The 17,548-nt window shown below is 63.8% G+C and carries 18 protein-coding genes; 2 read left to right on the top strand and 16 right to left on the bottom strand.

The window, feature by feature from the left end; genetic code table 11:
* The first annotated feature begins 228 nt into the window (after positions 1 to 228).
* Entirely contained in the window at positions 229 to 1,455 is a 1,227-nt protein-coding gene (locus Mame_RS10405) for an META domain-containing protein (RefSeq protein ID WP_018062726.1), read from the top strand.
* A 30-nt stretch (positions 1,456 to 1,485) separates the two neighbouring features.
* Here the strand turns inward: Mame_RS10405 and Mame_RS10400 are convergent, their stop codons facing one another.
* The 10 genes from Mame_RS10400 to Mame_RS10355 form a co-directional block, all read right to left on the bottom strand.
* The gene (locus Mame_RS10400; protein WP_026173116.1) at positions 1,486 to 2,727 is read right to left on the bottom strand and encodes an ArsB/NhaD family transporter; all 1,242 of its coding nucleotides are present in this window, start codon (positions 2,725 to 2,727) and stop codon (positions 1,486 to 1,488) included.
* 78 nt (positions 2,728 to 2,805) lie between these two features.
* A complete protein-coding gene (locus Mame_RS10395; protein WP_018062728.1) occupies positions 2,806 to 4,047 on the bottom strand; it encodes an ammonium transporter in 1,242 nt (413 codons plus the stop codon).
* Positions 4,048 to 4,105: 58 nt separating this feature from the next.
* Positions 4,106 to 5,092 (bottom strand): urea transporter, encoded by a 987-nt coding sequence (yut, locus tag Mame_RS10390; RefSeq protein ID WP_026173117.1) that lies wholly within the window; start codon positions 5,090 to 5,092, stop codon positions 4,106 to 4,108.
* Positions 5,093 to 5,118: 26 nt separating this feature from the next.
* Complete coding sequence (locus tag Mame_RS10385) at positions 5,119 to 6,054, bottom strand: urease accessory protein UreD (RefSeq protein ID WP_018062730.1); 936 nt, start codon at positions 6,052 to 6,054, stop codon at positions 5,119 to 5,121.
* Positions 6,055 to 6,058: 4 nt separating this feature from the next.
* On the bottom strand, positions 6,059 to 6,703 hold the full coding sequence (gene ureG / locus Mame_RS10380; protein ID WP_018062731.1) for an urease accessory protein UreG: 645 nt from the start codon (positions 6,701 to 6,703) through the stop codon (positions 6,059 to 6,061).
* A 39-nt stretch (positions 6,704 to 6,742) separates the two neighbouring features.
* The gene (locus Mame_RS10375) at positions 6,743 to 7,465 is read right to left on the bottom strand and encodes an urease accessory protein UreF (protein ID WP_051085049.1); all 723 of its coding nucleotides are present in this window, start codon (positions 7,463 to 7,465) and stop codon (positions 6,743 to 6,745) included.
* Between the two features lie 15 nt (positions 7,466 to 7,480).
* Positions 7,481 to 8,068: an urease accessory protein UreE gene (locus Mame_RS10370; protein WP_026173118.1), complete on the bottom strand. Its 588-nt coding sequence runs from the start codon at positions 8,066 to 8,068 to the stop codon at positions 7,481 to 7,483.
* A gap of 148 nt (positions 8,069 to 8,216) precedes the next feature.
* Entirely contained in the window at positions 8,217 to 9,935 is a 1,719-nt protein-coding gene (locus Mame_RS10365; RefSeq protein ID WP_018062734.1) for an urease subunit alpha, read from the bottom strand.
* A gap of 36 nt (positions 9,936 to 9,971) precedes the next feature.
* On the bottom strand, positions 9,972 to 10,379 hold the full coding sequence (locus Mame_RS10360; protein WP_018062735.1) for an urease subunit beta: 408 nt from the start codon (positions 10,377 to 10,379) through the stop codon (positions 9,972 to 9,974).
* 10 nt (positions 10,380 to 10,389) lie between these two features.
* Complete coding sequence (locus tag Mame_RS10355; protein WP_026173120.1) at positions 10,390 to 10,692, bottom strand: urease subunit gamma; 303 nt, start codon at positions 10,690 to 10,692, stop codon at positions 10,390 to 10,392.
* A gap of 432 nt (positions 10,693 to 11,124) precedes the next feature.
* Here Mame_RS10355 and Mame_RS10350 point away from each other — a divergent pair, with 432 nt between their 5' ends.
* The gene (locus Mame_RS10350; RefSeq protein WP_018062737.1) at positions 11,125 to 12,039 is read left to right on the top strand and encodes an FUSC family protein; all 915 of its coding nucleotides are present in this window, start codon (positions 11,125 to 11,127) and stop codon (positions 12,037 to 12,039) included.
* 18 nt (positions 12,040 to 12,057) lie between these two features.
* Here the strand turns inward: Mame_RS10350 and nikR are convergent, their stop codons facing one another.
* The 6 genes from nikR to Mame_RS10320 all read right to left on the bottom strand — a co-directional run bounded on the left by nikR (position 12,058) and on the right by Mame_RS10320 (position 17,361).
* The gene (nikR, locus tag Mame_RS10345; RefSeq protein WP_018062738.1) at positions 12,058 to 12,486 is read right to left on the bottom strand and encodes a nickel-responsive transcriptional regulator NikR; all 429 of its coding nucleotides are present in this window, start codon (positions 12,484 to 12,486) and stop codon (positions 12,058 to 12,060) included.
* Positions 12,487 to 12,559: 73 nt separating this feature from the next.
* The gene (locus Mame_RS10340) at positions 12,560 to 13,147 is read right to left on the bottom strand and encodes an ABC transporter ATP-binding protein (RefSeq protein WP_018062739.1); all 588 of its coding nucleotides are present in this window, start codon (positions 13,145 to 13,147) and stop codon (positions 12,560 to 12,562) included.
* Entirely contained in the window at positions 13,140 to 13,937 is a 798-nt protein-coding gene (locus Mame_RS10335; protein WP_018062740.1) for an ATP-binding cassette domain-containing protein, read from the bottom strand. The genes Mame_RS10340 and Mame_RS10335 overlap by 8 nt, the downstream gene beginning before the upstream one ends.
* Positions 13,934 to 14,800: an ABC transporter permease gene (locus tag Mame_RS10330; RefSeq protein ID WP_018062741.1), complete on the bottom strand. Its 867-nt coding sequence runs from the start codon at positions 14,798 to 14,800 to the stop codon at positions 13,934 to 13,936. Before Mame_RS10330 ends, Mame_RS10335 begins: the two co-directional genes overlap by 4 nt.
* The gene (locus tag Mame_RS10325) at positions 14,793 to 15,812 is read right to left on the bottom strand and encodes an ABC transporter permease (protein ID WP_235726773.1); all 1,020 of its coding nucleotides are present in this window, start codon (positions 15,810 to 15,812) and stop codon (positions 14,793 to 14,795) included. The genes Mame_RS10330 and Mame_RS10325 overlap by 8 nt, the downstream gene beginning before the upstream one ends.
* Complete coding sequence (locus Mame_RS10320) at positions 15,805 to 17,361, bottom strand: ABC transporter substrate-binding protein (RefSeq protein WP_026173122.1); 1,557 nt, start codon at positions 17,359 to 17,361, stop codon at positions 15,805 to 15,807. The genes Mame_RS10325 and Mame_RS10320 overlap by 8 nt, the downstream gene beginning before the upstream one ends.
* Positions 17,362 to 17,548: the final 187 nt, after the last annotated feature.

Raw genomic sequence — 17,548 nt, 5'->3', positions numbered from 1 at the left:
CGATCTGCTGATAGTCAGCCTGCGCGCAAAGGGTCAACTGTATGGTCTGACATGTTGTTCGACCGGTTGCGGTAACCTACAAATACCGTGTTAGATTAGCAGCGACGGCGCGCGTGCCTGACCGCGCAGCGCGGCCCTCGCCGGTGGGTCCGGGCTGCTCCGCCAGAAACGCGGAACCGTCTCCGGCGCGGCATACCGTCCACCCGTGAAGACGACAAAGGAAACACCATGTCCCGTTCCGTTCTGACAGTTCTGGCTAGCCTTCTGGCGGCAACGACCGCGCATGCGCAGGACATGCGTATGATCACCGGCGAGGCCATGATGCGCGAACGCATGGCGCTGCCGGACGATGCCGAACTTGTCGTCGAGGCACGCGGTTTTCAAAACGCCCTGCTGGCGACGCACAGCGATGAGTCGAACGGCCGGCAGGTGCCATGGCCGTTCGAACTGGCCATCCCACAAGGCGTCGCGGCGAAGCTGACAGCGGCGATCCGGATCGACGGCGCCAACCGGTTTGTGAGCGAACCGGTCATGATCGCGGCGGGAAACAATGATGCCGATATCGGAGACCTTATGCTGACGGCGTTCACGCCCACGGCCTTCAGCAGCACCTTCATGTGCGGTGATATCCGCCTTCAGGCCGGCTTTCAGGGCGAGGAAGCCGTGGTCGAGACCGATGAGAGGATTTACCACCTCGCCCCGGCAATCTCCGCGGATGGCGCGAAATACCAGTCCGAGGACGGCCGAAACGTCTTCTGGAGCAAGGGCGACAGCGCGCTGGTGACGCTCGATGGCGAGGACCTGCCGGATTGCGTCATGGTGCCGGCTGAGGCGGAAAAGGCATGGTCGGCGCAGGGCAATGAGCCCGGCTGGCGCGCCGTCATCGCAGGTGACCGGTTTGGGCTGGACATGAATTACGGGGAAGACCGCCTCGACCTCCGCCTGCCGGAGCCGGAGGTGGTCGACGGAGCCTATCGCTACGGTTTCGACCAATACGCCCTCGCCTTCACCGTACGAGCCGGCCTATGCCAGGATGACATGAGCGGCCGGCTGTTTCCGCAAAGCGTCGAACTGGAAACGGCAACCGGAACGCTGAAGGGCTGCGGCGGCGATACGCTCGAACTGCTGACCGGCCCCGATTGGACCGTCGACGCGATCGACGGCAGCGTGCTCGCCGACATGGCCGCTCGCCCCGCCTTCTCGATCAGCGACGAAGGCCAGATCTTCGGCACCACAGGCTGCAATCGCTTCACCGGGGCGTTCTCGGTCAATGGCGAGGGCGGCATCGCCATCGGCCCGCTGGCAACGACGCGGATGGCCTGCGACGACGCCCTGATGAAGCAGGAACAGGCCTTCCTTGAGGCGCTGGATGCGAGCGAAAGCTTCGACTTCGGGCCGGACGGCGCGCTGTTGCTGACGTCGGGCGCCGAAACGCTTATCGAAGCGAGCCGCTGATCACCACGCCCCTTTTTGGGCAGGGCGACGTCAGGTCAGAAACGCGATCCAGAGGAGCGCAAGCACCATGCACAGCAGCGTGACGGGGACGCCGGCACGGCAGAATTCGCCCATGCCGATCTTCACGCCCCGGTCCTTCGCCTGCTCGACCACGATGATGCCGGCAAGGCTGCCGAAGATGATCAGGTTGCTGGAAAAGCCCGTGCCGAGCGCAAGGGCCGCACCCAGCGCATCGGTATTGGCCGCATGCGGCAGGAAGGGCGCGAGCAGCATGACCGCCGGATTGTTGCCGACGATATTGCTGAGCGCGGATGCGACGAGGAACAGGATCGAGGGGTTGGCGAAATCGACGCCTGCTCCCTGAAGATCGTGAACCACCTTCTGCGGCATTCCGGTTTGGGCCAGCGCCGCATTGACCACGAACAGCCCGGCCAGCAGCAGAAGGAGATTGCCATCGACCGTTCCGATGACCTCCTTCGACGACACCTGACGGTTGACCAGCATGACGGCGGCGGCCGAAAGGGCCACCATTTCGCGCGGCCAGTCTGTAAAGACAAAGGCGGCGACAACGGCGACGGTAACGATGGCCGCCTTGATGGTCTCGGCGATATCGAGTTTCTGGGCGGGCGCGGCGACCGTGGCGGACGGGGGCCGTTCTTCCACCGCGGCAAGGTTCCAGCGCCCGCGATAGATCAGGCATACCGCGCCCCAGACGACCGGCAGCGAGATCAGCGCCGGCACCAGCGCCACCTTCATGAAGCCAGTGAACGACAGGCCGAGCGTCTGCGCGGCGATCATGTTCTGCGGGCTGCCGATGATCGTCGCCACCGACCCGGTATTGGTCGCGAAACAGAAGCCGAGCAGGAAGGGAACCGGATTGAGGCCGCGCGACATGGTGATCGAGACCAGAAGCGGCGTCATCGCGACAATCACGACATCATTGGTCAGCACGGCGGAAAGCCCACCGCCGGTAACCACAAGGAAAGCAAGCAACGCCGGCGGCGAGACCTTCAGCGAGGCAACCCGCCCGGCCAACCACTGATAGAAACCGGAAACCGTGAAAGCCCCCGATACGACCATCAGGCCGAACAGCAGCCCGACTGTGTGGTAATCGATCGCGTCCCAGGCCTGTTTGTCGGTGATCCGCCCGAAACCGATCATCGCCAGCGCGCCAACAACCGCCGCTCCGGTCCGGTCGACGCGAAAACCCGGCAGATAACCAAGCGCCAGCGCCAGATAGACCAGAAGAAAGATGATGACGGTGATATCCACGAAGGCTCCGGCGGTTGACGGGAAATACAAAACGACAGCCGGACAGCCTTGAGACCGCCCGGCTGTCGTGGTTTTTGCTTACTTGTTGATGTCGTTCTTCATGTTGAAGAGGTTGAAGGCGCGTTCGCCGACCATGTCTTCATCGACGCCTCCTTCCTGGATATCGTCAGCTACCCGCAGATGGCCGAAGCCCGCGAGGATCTTCAGAAGGATCGTCGTGATGATCCAGGAATAGGCGGCGACGATAACGACGGCCAGCACCTGCACGCCAAGCTGCTTAACGCTCGCCGAGACGGCGTTGATATGCGAACTGGCCATGAAGCCGATCAGGATCGCCCCGGTCATGCCGCCGACGCCATGGGCGCGCCAGACTTCCAGCGTGTCGTCGATCTTCAACCATTCCTGAACATATTTGGCGTTGTAGCAGACCGTCGCGCCGATAGCCCCGATCAGCAGCGCGGCCATCGGCTCGACATAGCCGGCGGCGGGCGTGATGGTCGCAAGGCCGGTCACCGCGCCGACGAGAACGCCGGAGAAGGAGACCCGTTTGTGCTCGCGCCACTCCCACAACATCCAGACCAGCATGGCGATCGCGCCGGCGAGCATGGTGTTGGTGAAGGCGTAGGCCGCAAGCGCATCCGCCGCATAGGCGCCGCCGGCATTGAAGCCGAACCAGCCGAACCACAACAGCCCCGCGCCGAGCGCCACCAGCGGCAGGCTCGCCGGCTGGCTTTCAGGATCGCCGACGGCGACCTTGCGCTTGCCGAGGAAGCGGGCAGCCGCAAGGGCCGAGAAACCCGCAGCGGTGTGGATCACTATGCCGCCGGCAAAATCGACGACGCCCATCTTGGCCAGGAAACCGCCGCCCCAGATCCAGTGCGCTGCCGGCAGGTATACCAGGATCGTCCACAAACCGACGAAGAACAGATAGGCCCCGAACTTGAAACGACCGACAAAGGCGCCGGTCATCAGTGCCGGCGTGATGATCGCGAACATCATCTGATAGGCGAAGACCATCATGAAGGGAATGTGCGGCGCGTAGGTGTCATTCGGACTGATACCCACATGATACATGCCGAAATAAGGCCGGATATCGCCGATGATGCCGCCGATCGACGGACCGAAGGCCAGGCTGAAACCACCAAACACCCAGATGATGCTGACGATCCCAATGCACACGAAATTCTGGATCATGATCGACAGCACATCGCGCTGCTTCACCAGGCCACCGTAAAACAGCGCAAGGGCCGGGGTCATCATGCAGACCAGCGCCGTGCAGATCAGAACAAACGCGGTGTCCCCCGCATTGATCGCTTGCATAACCTTCTCCTTTGAAAAGCTTGTTTTTTTGGCGCGACCGCCCCGGTCGCGCCGCTCTTTAGTTGTTGGTATCGGTGACCAGATGCTCTCCGACCGCACTGTGCGGATGCGGCGCGAGCAGCTTCTTCGGCGCGATGAACAGATACATCGTCAGCACGTAGGGTGCGGTGAAGGATGGCAGGCCGAGCGGCTCGGTCAGCACGTCATAGGCGCCCTGCAGGAACACGGTGACGATGGTGGCCAGCAGCGCATAGACGACCACGCGCGGCGATGGCTTCAGGAAGATGACGCCGACCGCCATCGCCGTCAGCACCGCGCTGAAGCCGTAGAGCCCCTGAACCACCGAATGCGGCTCCGCTCGGAGCATGATCGCAGTCGCCATGGCGATCAGCGATCCGCAAATGGCGGCGAGGCCGGCCACGCGCGAGGCGATCAGAATGCCGAGCAGGATGATCGCGCCGCTGATCTCGTTGCCGAGAAGATAGACCTGGCCGATATTGCGGAAGAAGATCTGGACCAGTTCGACATGGGACGGGATCATCGTCACGCCCTTGATATAGTCGGAGGCCAGTTCGGGATGGTCGCCGGAAACATCGAGCGCGCCAAACGTATAGGCGCCCGCCACCAGCAGCCAGCCGGTCAGCACGAACGGGCCGGTGGAGCCCGGAATGCCCCAGCTTTTGGTGATCATCGCCCCGAGCGCCGCCGTCACCACCGTGCTCATGGCCGCGCCGATGACGACATAGAACCAGAGCTGCGGCGAGACGCTGATGAAGGTCGGCAGCGCGACGCCCACGAGAATGCCGTTGAAGCCGAACAGGCCGGAGGTGATCGAATCCTCATCGCAATCGAGAAGCCGGGCGGTCAGCGTGGCGACGATGAGGCCGACGACGGCGCCGATCGTGGTCGACCAGTTTCCGCCGGCATAGCTTGCATAGGCGATCGCGACGATGAACAACGCGCCCGTGAGCGCGTTCTCCATGAAGAACACCTGCCCCGCGCCCCTCAGGCATTGCGTTCCAAAATCTTTCCGCTTCTCCGTCATATCCGCACCCCCTTCTTGGCCCTTGATCAACGCCAGAGAAATTCCTCCGGCAGCGTTCTGCCGCGGGTTTCTTCCCTGACGACCTTCCAGAAATTCCGAACCTCCGCGCGCACGTCGTAGCTTTCGATCCCGACCACGCGCAGCATCAGTCCCGCGCCGTTAGGAAGCGTCGAGACACCCGAGATCGCGCGCGGAGGTTCGTCGCCGAAATTGACGTTCACCCGCTCCCGGATGCGCTCGGCAACCGCCGGCGGCGCGATGCAGAGAATGTTGGCAAAGGCATCGTAGCCGCCCATCACCGCTGCAAAATCGATCGTCTCGTTGCCCTTCTCGATCAGCACCTTTTCGGTGAAAAGCTTGCGTCCGTCGGGCCGTCGGGCATTGACGGTCATCGACAGCAGGTCGAAGCCGAAGCGTTCGCTCGCGTGGTGATGCTTGCGGCCGGTCATCATCATCTCGCCATAGAGCAGGGTTGCATCCTCATGGACCACAAGATCGGTGTCGTTGATGAAGCGCGAGTCCCGATAGGGAATGGTGAAGTCCGGCAGGAATTCGAGATAGGCGTCTCTTGCAAGCGTCACCGTCTGGTGCTGCGAGGCGTAGTTGGCGTCCATCTGGTGGATGCGGTTCGCGCCCTGGGAGGTCACCTGGGCGCACGCCCCCTCATCCACCGAAATATCGATCGTGTAGCGATCGCCCTGCAAAATGCCGCCGCCGATCGAGATGATCGAGCAGATCGGCAGTTCCGGCATCGCCTCATCCCAGTAGAGCGCCTGCTGCACCAGAAGCGGCGTGACCCGGTAGAGATCGGACAGCACGGAGCGGCCGCCCCGCATCGAGAAGCCGAGGCGCAACGCCCCGATCTTTCCCGGTCCGGCCGCGCGCATCTGCTGAGGCTCGGTCCTGAAACCGTTCAGTTCCCGGTATTCGTCGATCCGGCGCAGGCTTTCATGCAGGCTCATCAGATCACTCGGCGGCTTGGCCGGAGGCGGGCGTCACGTCGAACAGCGCCATATCCATGATCAGCTTCATCAGTTCGTCCACGCCCTCGCCGGTCTTGCAATTGGTGAACACGAACGGCTTCTTGCCGCGCATCAGCTTGGAATCCCGGTCCATGACGCCGAGGTCGGCGCCGACGTAAGGCGCGAGATCGGTCTTGTTGATCACCAGGATATCCGACTGGCAGACGCCGGCGCCGTTCTTGCGCGGGATCTTGTCGCCGGCGGCGACGTCGATGACGTAGATGTAGAAATCGGCGAGCGCCGGGCTGAAGGTCAGCGTCAGGTTGTCGCCGCCCGATTCGATCAGGATCACGTCGCTGTCGGGATATTTCTCCTCCATTTCCTCGACCGCGGCGATGTTCATCGACGGGTCCTCGCGCACCGCGGTATGCGGGCAGGCGCCGGTTTCCACGCCGACGATCTTTTCCTCGACCAGCACGCCCTTCAGCGTGCGACGCACCTGCTTGGCGTCCTCGGTGGTGACGACGTCATTGGTGATGATCAGCGGCTTGACGCCGAGTTCGATCAGCCGCGGGGTGATGGTTTCGATCACGGCCGTCTTGCCCGATCCGACCGGGCCGCCGATGCCGATACGCGTGATTTTCTTCATTGTGCCAATCCTCTTTTTCCGCCGGCCTTGTTTCGCCGGTCAGTTCATGAACAGCCGGACATGGGTTCTGGTGTGATGGGCGACGAGGACATCGAAGACCGGCGCGAAGCCGGACATTTCGTCGAGTTCCAGCCCGCTGACGCGCGCGTAATCGTCCGCAACGCGGCCCTGCACGGCAAACAGGATGCGCTGGGTATCGAGATGATCGATCCGCATCAGCCGCACCGCGGCACTCATGATCATCGCCGCGACGCCGTACTGATGGACCACGAAGGCCTGCTTCTCATCGGCGCCCATATGCGCCAGCGCCACCGCCTGGCCGACCGGGAAGCAGCCCGGCGTCGCTCCGGCCTTGATATCGGCAAGCCAGCGTTCGAGAACGGGAAACGTGCTGATCTTCAGGGAAAGCTCCGCGAACTTGCGGCCCATGCGGGCGAGCATCATCTGCTGCTCCTCGCCCACGCGCCGGTTCCACAATTCCCGATCGGCCTCAAGCACGGCGTCATAGGCACCGCGGCGGGCCGCGCGATGGGCATGGAGGAAAGCGATGCCATCCATGCCCGAGGCCTGTCGCACCACCGTCTCGACGAAGCGCTCCAGGCTTGCCGCATCGGCGACGACGCCGGTCTGGATCGCCGATTCCAGCCCGTTGGAAAAGGCGAACGCGCCAACGGGCAACGTCGAATCCGAAAACTGCAGAAGACGCGCGAGCAGGATCATGTCATCTGCCGAGCCTGTCCTGCTGCTGTTCTCATCTGCCATGCCCCTGCCTCGCGATCAGTGGTGGTGATGGTCGCCATGGCCGTGACCATGGTCATGGTGGTGATGCGGCGTCGCATCGGCCCCGGCAAAGAGCATGCGCACCTCGCGCGCGTCGAGCTTGGCGGCGATTTCCTCGCCCGGCGCGAAATGGCTCTTCACGCCCTCAAAGGCATGGGTCTTCATCACCGAGGCCATGACCTTCTGGTCGACGGAGAGCGGCACATAGACGGTGCTGCCCTTGATGACTGCCGGCCAGTGCTGGTTTCCGAGCCCGTGGCCCAGCTCGAAGCAGATCCGCAGGATTTCCTGCGGCGCCAGCGTTTCGAGCCCTTCGAGCTCGATCACCATGACCTCCTTCAGCGCGATGCGGGCAGCGATGATGGTGTTGCTGGCCTCATCGTAATAAAGGACATCGTCATTGTGGAGATGCTCCGAGCGCGGCAGCGAGATCGCGAGTTCGGTTCCGCCCTCGCTCGCCTTGCGCAGGCGGTTCTTAGGCGCTTCCCACTGTTCGAGCGCGAGATAGTCGACCGTCGCGTCGTGGGAGCGTTTGTGCCAGTCGGCATCCTTCAGGTTGCCAAGGATTTTTTCGACAAGGATCATGGTGTTCGCCGCATTCTCTGCGCCTGGAAAGAAGAGCCGAAATGCACCGGAGCCTGTCTGGCCCACGATGCCGCCTTCCGGCTGAACGTCCCCGGCGTCTTTGTTGTTGGACGGGCCGGGCGAAGGTTTGCTTCGCCCGGCATCGCAATCAGCTGAAGAAGTGAAGCTGGTTCAGCGGGATCGTGGTCGCCGGCTCGACGGTCGCGTGCTTGCCGTTGACGGTCACTGCGAAGGTCTCCGGGTTGACCTCGATCTCCGGCAGGGCGCTGTTGCGCACCATCGAGCTCTTGCTGATCGTGCGCGTGCCATAGACCGGCACCACCTGCGACTGGAGCTGGTAGCGGTCGACGATGCCGTCCTCATAGCCTGCCAGCGATGTGAAGGTGACGCGGGTCTTCGGCAGCGCCGAACCGTAGGCGCCGAACATCGGACGGTAGAGTACCGGCTGCGGCGTCGGCAGCGATGCGTTCGGATCGCCCATCAGCGCCCAGGAGATGAGGCCGCCCTTGATCACCATTTTCGGCTTGGCGCCGAAGAAGGCCGGCTCCCAGAGCACGAGGTCGGCCATCTTGCCGACCTCCACCGAGCCGATCACATGGCTGACGCCCTGCGCGATCGCCGGATTGATCGTGACCTTGGCGACGAAGCGCAACACGCGTTCGTTGTCATTACCCGACGTGTCGCCATCATAGGCGCCCATCCGGTCCTTCATCAGATGCGCGGTCTGGATCGTGCGCGCCCAGTTCTCGCCGACGCGGCCCATGGCCTGGCTGTCGCTCGACAGGATCGAGATCGCGCCGAGATCGTGCAGCACGTTTTCAGCAGCAATGGTTTCCGGGCGCACGCGGCTCTCGGCGAACGCGACGTCGGTCGGGATCTTGGGGCTGAGATTGTGGCAGATCATCGTCATGTCGAACAATTCGGCCTGCGAATTGATGCCATAGGGCAGCGTCGGATTGGTCGAGCTCGGAATGACGTTGGACTGGCCGGCGACCCGGATGATGTCCGGCGCGTGACCGCCGCCCGCACCTTCCGTATGGTAGGTGTGAATGGTCCGGCCCTCGAAGGCGGCGATGGTGTTTTCGACGAAGCCGGCCTCGTTCAGCGTATCGGTATGGATGCAGACCTGAACGTCGAACTCATCGGCGACGCGCAGCGAGGTGCGGATCGCTTCCGGCGTGCTGCCCCAGTCCTCGTGGATCTTCAGACCCATGACGCCGGCGCGCAGTTGCTCCTCGATCGGCAGCCGGGCGGAGACATTGCCCTTGCCCAGCACGCCGGCATTGACCGGCCAGCCGTCGAAGGAGCGCAGCATCATCTCGACATTCCAGGTGCCGGGGGTGATGGTGGTGCCATTGGTGCCGTCGGTCGGGCCGATGCCGCCGCCGAACAGCGTGGTGACGCCGTTGGAAAGCGCGGCTTCCGCCTGCTGGGGCGAGATGAAGTGGACGTGGGCATCGATGCCCCCCGCCGTCAGGATCAGGTGCTCGCCGGAGATCGCGTCGGTACCCGGCCCGAGCGCCAGTCCGGGCGTCACGCCCGACATGGTGGACGGGTTGCCGGCCTTGCCGATGGCGCAGATATTGCCGTTCTTGACGCCGACATCGGCCTTGATGACGCCCTGCACGGGGTCGAGGATGGTGACGTTGGTGATGACGAGGTCCGGGGCGCCGGCGGCATTGGTGAGCTCGTTGTCGTAGCCCATGCCGTCGCGCAGTGTCTTGCCGCCGCCATAGACGGCTTCCTCGCCATAGACCCGGAGGTCCTTTTCGATCTCGATGTAGAGATCGGTGTCGCCGAGGCGGATCTTGTCGCCGGTCGTCGGACCGTAGAGGTCGGAATACTGCTGTCTTGAAATCTTGGCCATTTCAGAAATCCTGTCGAATGAGGTTGTGCGGGGCGGTCACTTGGACGACTTGAAGCCGTAGCGTTCCGCGCGCTCCATCGCGTCGACCAGCCGCGGGCGGCTGTCATTGTAGCTCTCGTCGCCGACCCAGCCGTTGACGAGACCGTTGAAGCCAAGCACCCGCTGCTTGCCCTGATAGGGAACAAGGGTGACCTCTTTCTCATCGCCCGGCTCGAAACGCAGGGCGGTGGTTGCAGGAATGTTCAGGCGCTTGCCGAACGCCTGTTCGCGGTCGAATTCCAGTGCGGCATTGACCTCGAAGAAGTGGAAATGCGAACCGATCTGGATCGGCCTGTCGCCGGTGTTGCGCACCTTGAGCGTGGTCGTCGGATAGCCGGCATTGATCTCGATGTCGCCCTTGCCGAGGACCAGTCCGCCGACCGGGGTTTTCTTTTCATTCGCCATGTTCAAGCCCTCACTGGATCGGATCGTGGATGGTGACGAGACGGCTGCCATCGGTGAAGACGGCCTCCACCTGGACATAGGGGATCATGTCGACGACCCCCTCCATCACATCGTCGCGCGTGATTTCCTTGCGCGCGATTTCCATGACCTCCTCGACGGTCTTGCCGGCGCGCGCGCCGTTCAGCGCGGCCACGGATATGAGCGAGACGGTTTCGGGATGGTTGAGCTTCAGGCCCTGATCCTTGCGCTGCTGCGCGACCTGCGCGAGCGTGTAGATCATCAGCTTGTCGATCTCTCGAGGCGTGAAATGCATATAGGTCTCCCCTGTCATAAAGGCTGGATGCGCACCAGCGTGATCTTCAGAAAAACGTCTTTGTCGACGACACCCGCCAAGGTAAATAACTGAAAAGTATCGACTTTATATTTTCCGCCCGGTTCCGGAGACGTTTCCAGAATCCAGAAGCCGAGGAGGAGCCGCTTCGATCTGAAGTCCCGCTTTGTGAGAAGAAGGATATGAGTAAGATATTGCGCGATAAACTGTCAGGATTGACAGTTGTAAGGTCTTGGGAACGGAGGCATGCTTGATAATCTGTGGCCGGCATATCGCTTTGCGAACGCGCCCGACGCGACCTCCACGGGCGACGCGGCCTGCGACCGCCAACCAAGTTTTCCACGCGTTAAAGCAGGTTCTCGACTGGAAATGCGCTTGATCGATTTTGGCGGAAAAGGTCGAAGCGCAGCCATAATGGCGCTGGCCATTATCGCTCCTTGGGTTGCGGGCATTGCCGCGGGCGAAACCGCGCACGGCATGGTTGCTTCCTTCGGGGCCTATCTGCTTGGCGTTTCGTTTCCCCGCCTTCCGCCCTCCGGCCGCGTTCCGCTGTTGCTTTCCTCGGCCATCGCCATCAGCCTGTTCGCAACGCTGGGCGCTTCCGTTTCGCTGGGATCCGGCCTGTTTTTTGCCGGTGCGGTGATCGCGGCGCTGGCGCAATGCCTCGGCGAATTGAAGGGCGGCTATCTTCGCCTGCCGATCGCCCTTGGCGCGCTCGCCTATTTTCTCTCGGTCGGTCAGGTGCCGGCCGGAGGGATTCCCGCCTATGGCCTGAGCTTTCTCGCCGGAACGCTCTGGGCAGGCATTTTCGTCAGCCTCGCCATTCCCCTGGCCGTCTCCCCGCCCGAAAGCGGGAGGCTCGCCCTTGCGGCGGATTCCGGCCAGCGGCGGTTTGCCGCCGGCATGGTCGGCGTTGCGCTTGCGGGAAGCGGCCTCGCCTGCTTCCTGCCCGGCTCCCATCCGTGCTGGCTTCCGGCGGCCGGCCTCAGGGTGATGAAGCCGACGCGTCAGCAGACGCTCTACCGGATGAAGGCACGGGGCCTCGGCACCACGCTCGGCGCCGCAGCCGGCGGGCTGATCCTCGGCCTGTCTCCCATCCCGTGGCTCCATGCCGCGCTTGTGGGCGGGCTCGTTTTCACGATGCTGATGATCGGCGCCAAGAAATATGCGCCGTGGTCGTTCTGCCTGACCGCCATCGCCCTGGCCTTCAATCTGCAGGCCGATGGCAGCGTTCTCGAGATCACGGCGAACCGCGTGCTGCTGACGATCGGCGGGATCGCGCTTGCCGCGCTGATATTGCCGCTACTGACGAACGCCAGAAAATCCTGAACCAACCGACAGAAAGGCTTAGGCGCCCTCGCCGCCCGCCTCATTGTCCTCCACCGGTATCAGCACCAGCTTGCCGTGGAGCACATGACGCTCCGTGATCACGTGGTCGGCGAGATGTTTCACCATGCGCGGCTCGCCCCGGAGGATCGAGACCTCCAGACAACGATCATGGTCGAGATGAACATGGGTGCTGACGATCGAGAGGTCGTGATCGTGGTGGAAGGTGTTTGTCAGCCGGCGCGCCAGATCGCGCGCCTCGTGGTCATAGACATAGCTCAGCACGCCGATGCATTCTTCCACCGCGCCGCTGTCGACGAGGGTCTGCTGCATGCCGGCGCGCGTCAGGTCGCGGATCGCCTCCGATCGATTCTGGTAGCCGCGTTCACGGACGACCTTGTCCAACTCGTCCATCAGATTGTCGTCGAGGGTTACGGTGACGCGCTGCATGGCTCGGTTCCTTCATTGCTCCACCACCCCTTGATAGCCGCCTTCTCAGCATTCGCCAACCGGGCAGAGAGGATCAAAGCGTGACGAGGCGCCCGGACAGGCGGGCGAGCAGCGGACGGTCGTGGCTGATGACCAGCATGCCGAGATTGCGCTTGCGCACCGCGCCGATGAGGGCGTCCCAGATCTGGGCCTGGGTCAGCGGATCGAGCGGCGCGGAGATCTCGTCGGCCACGAGGTATCTTGTGCGCGGGCCAAGCGCGCGCAGCACCGCGATGCGCTGCAGTTCCCCGCCCGAGATTTCGTGCGGGAAACGATCGTACCAACTCTTCGAAACGCCGAGCGCCTGCCGGGTCTCCTCGTCGGGCGACCAGCCCTCCGCGATGATTCGGCCCACCGTCCAGCGCGGGTCGACGGCAAAGATCGGCGACTGGTGGAGATACTGCACCGTGTTGTAGCCCTTCGCATGGGCCTTGCCATCGACCAGCACCTCGCCGGCGGCCGGCCTGTGGTAGCCGGCGAGAAGCCGCCCCAGCGTCGACTTGCCGGCGCCCGACCGGCCGGTGAGGCCGACGATCTCGCCCGGGCGGATGGAAATATCGACCCCGTCGACCACCGGCGCGCGCACGCCGTACCCGAACCGAACGCGTCTCGCCTCAAGCATGGTCGCCACCCCGAAACTCGTTCTGCGGCAGTGCCCGCCAGAGCACGCGGGCATAGGCCGTGCGCAGCCCGCCGCCGCCGCCCGAAAATCCGGCGGCGTCTTCCTCGCCCTCGAGCCGGCCATCGCGAATCAGGCAGACCCGATCGGCATAGGCAAGCGCGGAGGCGAGCGAATGCGTGACCAGCAGAACACCCTTGCCGTCGCCGGCAAGCTTGCGAAGCCGCGCCAGCACGATATCGGCATTGTCGTCGTCGAGCCCGCTGGTGGGCTCGTCCGCGACGATCAGGTCCGGATCGCCGATGGTCGCGATCGCCATCAGCATGCGCCGCGCCATGCCGCCGGAAAGCTGGTGGGGGAAGGCGTTGCCCGCCTCAGCCCCGAGCCCGAACTGCGCGAGCGTCGCGGCAAGGCGGGCATCATCCGCCGCAGCACCCGCCCGCCGCGCCGCCCAGCGAAGCTGGCTGATGCAACGCGCCATCGGATCGAGATGGCTCACCGATTGCGGCATCAGCGCCATGCGTCGTCCCAGCAGCGATGGGCGGCTGCGCTCATCGACCACCCGGCCCTCAAAGCGGATCGCACCTGTTGTGCAAGCATTGGGCGGCAGCACACCGAACAGTGCATGAGCGATCAGGCTCTTGCCGCCGCCGGAAGCGCCGATCAAGGCCACCACCTCGCCGCGCCGCACGGTAAAGCCGATACCGTTGACCACCGGCACCTCCCGCGTCGAAAGCAGGCCGCTGTAGCGGCGAAAGCCGATGCCGAAATCGTGGAAGGAAAGGAGCGTCATGTCTCTGCCGTCCTTGGATCGAGAATCAGACGAAGGCCGTTGCCGACGGCATCGAAGCACAGCACCAGCGCCAGCAGGCAGAGGCCGGGAAACAGGCCCAGCCACCATTTTCCGGCGGTCAGGTAACGCATCGAATCCGCCAGCATCACGCCGATCGCCGGTCGCGTCGGATCAAGGCCGAACCCGAGGAAGGTCAGGCTCGCCTCGTGCAGGATCGCGTGTGGAAACATCAGGACTAGGCCGACCAGCATCTGCGGCAGCAGATGCGGCAGGATGTGCCCAAATGCGATCGACGCCCAGGACCTGCCGAAATGGCGGGCCGCGACGACATAGGGCGCCTGCCGGATCTGCAGCACTTCGGCGCGCAATATCCGCGTCAGGCGCGGCCAGTGGGTCAGCGCGACCGCGAGCGTCACGGCAACCGGTCCGCCGCCGAGCGCAAAGCAGATCAGGATCAGCAGCACCAGATGCGGCAGGCCGATGGCGGCATCCACCAGAAGCGACACCAGCCCGTCGACCCACTTGCCGCCGACGATGGAGACGATCGCCAGAACCGTGGCGATCAGCACCGAACAGGTCGAGGCCACAAGCCCGACCCAGAGACTGGTGTTGAGGCCCTTCAACGTGCGCGCCAACATGTCGTGCCCCATCTGGTCGGTTCCGAACCAGTGCTGCCAGTCGGGCGGCGACAGCCGGGCGGCGAAATCGGGGGCCACACCCGCCGATCCCGCCATCTGCACGGCAACGGGAACGAACAGGATCAGCGCCAGCCCGAGCGAAGCGAACGACAGCGTCCAGACCCTGTTGCCCATGCGCGGCAGGATCATCGGTTCCGGCACCGGCTGGTGGAGGGTTTCAGCCATGCGCGCCTCCCGCCGTGAATTCCGCCTCCCGGATCCGCGGATCAACGAGATGATAGAGCATGTCGGCGATCATGTTGCCGACCGACACGAACAAGGTGAGGAACAGGGTAATGGCGAGCAGCAGCGGCACGTCGCCCCGCACGCCGGCAGCAACGGCGGCCTGGCCGAGACCCGGATAGGCGAAGACCTGTTCCGCCAGGATCGAGCCGCCAAACAGTTCTCCAAGCGAGGCGAACAGGATGGTGATCGCCGGCAGCGCCGCGTTGCGCACCCCGTGCCGGAGCACGACGTCCCATTTGCCCGCCCCCTGGGCGCGGGCGTATAGGGCGGCGTCAAGCTGCAGGATCTCGGCGATCTTGGCCCGCGTGTGCAGCGCGACCTGCGCCACGCCGAGCAGGGTGAGAGCCGCGAGCGGCAGGGCGAGATGCTGCAACCGCTCGGCGAAGGTGACATCGGCGGGCACGACGCCGAGCGGTCCGGCGCAACAGACCGGCGCCCAGCCGAGCTCGACGGAGAATACGATCAAGAGCAGGATCGCGATCCAGAAGGTCGGCGCGGAGGAGAGGAAATAGGCGTAGAGCCGGATCACCCGGTCGGCCCAGGAACCCGAATTCGCGCCCGCGACAACGCCAAGCGCAAAGCCGAAAATGCCTGAAAACAACCATGCCAGACCCACAAGCGGCAGCGAGGTCCAGAACCGCGCGGCAATCACCTCCGAAACCGGCGCATTGTAGATCATCGAATAGCCGAGATCGCCGTGCAACAGGTTGCGCACCCAGAGCGTGAATTGCGCCAAGGGCGGCTGGTCGAGCCCCCAGCGCGCCGCGATCAAGGCGCGCTGTTCCGGCCCCACCCGGGCGATATCGATGCCGAGATAGGCATTGACCGGATCGACCGGGGAGATTTTGGCGAGCGCGAAGGCGACGACGGCCACGAGAAGAAGCACGGCCGCAAGCCGCGCGACGCGCGTGGCCACCAACCTTGGGACGGAGCTCAAGCCGGGATTACTCACACGTCCATTTCCATTGTTCGATCATGGCGGTGATCGGCCATCCGTGGCCGTGCGGTTCGATCTGGGTATCGCCGATATCGAGGCAGTCGTTGGCGAAATAGACGTGATCGAGATTGACGAGCCAGGCCCAACCGGCAAGGCCGCGCGCGGAAAAGCCCGTCTGCCCGTCCCATTCCGCCGCCTGCCAGTCGGGATAGGACGCCTCGAGGCTTGCCGATTGCTGGGCATCGGCGAAATGGGCGTCGACGGTTTCGTCGGAAAAATAGCCGGGATTGTAGAATTCGATGCCGCCCCAGGCGGAATTATAAAGGCTGTAGACCTCGAGCGGGCTATGGCTGCCCCAGCCGAACATGACCGGTTGCTGGTGGTCGACGCGGCCGATCTGCTCCCAGGTCGCACCCATCGGCCGGGCGGCGATCCCGAGCGATTTCAACTGTTCCGCCGTGACGACGGCAAGCGCCTGGCGCACCGAATCGGAGGCCGGATAATAGATGTCGAACGCGGCCTTCACGCCGTCGCGAACGCGGATGCCGTCATCGCCGACAGCCCACCCCGCCTCGTCCAGCAAAGCGCGCGCGCCATCCGGATCATGGGCGACGGCTGCATCGGGATTGGACCAGGGCAATCCGTCCGCCGGTCCATAGGCCGGGCGGCCATAGCCGTTCAGCGCCACCTCGACGAGCTGCTCCCGGTCGACGCCGAGATTGACGGCGCGGCGGATGGCGAGATCGGACGTCACGTCGTTGCCCACCGTCTCGCCGTTCACCTCGCCGGGCGCGGTCATGGGAAAGGAAAGACCGCGATTGTCGACCGAGGGCATGATGACCTTGCGGAACCCGTCAATGTCGTCATCCGCCATCAACGCCGGCACGGAGATCATATCGACCTGACCAGTGCGGGCCGCTGCGAGACTGGTGTCCTCGCCCGAGAACACGAAGGTCAGACGTTCGAATTCCGGCTTCTGGCCATAATAATCCGGATTGGCCTCGACGATGAGCTGCTCGCCCTCCGTCCAGGAGACCATCCTGAAGGGGCCGGAGCCGACCGGGTTGCGGGCATAGCCGGGCCCATAGCCGTCCGACGGCACGATGCCGAGCGAGTAGAAGTTCTCCGAGAATGTCACCCAGGGGCGCTTCAGGCGGATTTCCACCGTCAGGTCGTCGATCGCCTCGGCGCTGTCCATCACCGTAAGGTCGAGCACGCCGCCGGCTTTGGCCGCCTCGTTGAAGGTGAAGGCCACGTCCTCGGCCGAAAGCGGCGTGCCGTCGCTGAAGGTCACGCCCGGCCTGAGCGTTATGGTCCAGACCAGCCTGTCGTCGGAAAGCGACCGCGCGCTGGCGAGGTCGGGAACGGTTTCAAGCGCCGCATCGCGCTTCAGCAGGGTCGACTGAAACAGCGGATGGCCATAGCGCCCCCAGCCCAGCAGCGGATCGTAGCCGGTATCCGGCTCGCCGCCGATGGCAAGGATAAGCTCGGATTTGGCGGCGGCGGGGACCGCTGCGGCGAGCACACCCGATACGATCAACACACCTGCACCGAAAATTTTCATGAAACGCCCCCTGGTTCAGTGAGTAAGCAATTTAGTACGAACGAGTATGACGTCAAGACAGAAACGTCATACTTTTCTGAAGACCAAGAGAGCGTTTGATGATGAAAATCGGCGACCGAAGTCCGACGTTGCGGACGCAAAAGCCAATTGAAAGCCGGCCAGCCTGACCGGCTTCCACAGTTAAATG

The organism is Martelella mediterranea DSM 17316, from assembly GCF_002043005.1.
Classification (GTDB): Bacteria; Pseudomonadota; Alphaproteobacteria; order Rhizobiales; family Rhizobiaceae; genus Martelella; species Martelella mediterranea.
The sequence above is the reverse complement of the archived record's forward strand: the minus strand, read 5'-3'. Positions and strand labels throughout refer to the sequence as shown.